The organism is Pseudoalteromonas sp. GW168-MNA-CIBAN-0100 (assembly GCF_040309225.1).
Classification (GTDB): domain Bacteria; phylum Pseudomonadota; class Gammaproteobacteria; order Enterobacterales; family Alteromonadaceae; genus Pseudoalteromonas; species Pseudoalteromonas arctica.
The window spans coordinates 1-249 of sequence record NZ_JBEOOL010000880.1; the positions used below are offsets into that span (position 1 = coordinate 1).

Here is a 249-nt window from a genome sequence, read left to right on the forward strand (position 1 = left end):
TTGCTAAAGGCGGGAATGCTCCGGGAATACCTTCGCCATTAGCTTGATGGCAAGCCATACAGTTAGCTTCATAAACACGTTGGCCGAAACGTATTTGTTCATCTTTATTGTTGGCTGTTATTTTAGTAAAAGTATTGTCTAACGACTGTATTGCTGAGCCTTCTGGTAAATATACGTTTTCAGCTGTTTTGCCTGTAAAAATAGAATGGTCGTCAGGACCTTCTACTTTTAGCATTGCTAGTGCACCTT

The 249-nt window shown here is 40.6% G+C and carries 1 protein-coding gene; it reads right to left on the bottom strand.

Features of this window, described 5'->3' with window-relative positions; translation table 11 throughout:
* Nucleotides 1-235: c-type cytochrome (locus tag AAEY62_RS23830; RefSeq protein ID WP_350636938.1), on the bottom strand; the 235-nt coding region annotated here is incomplete at its 3' end.
* Nucleotides 236-249: the final 14 nt, after the last annotated feature.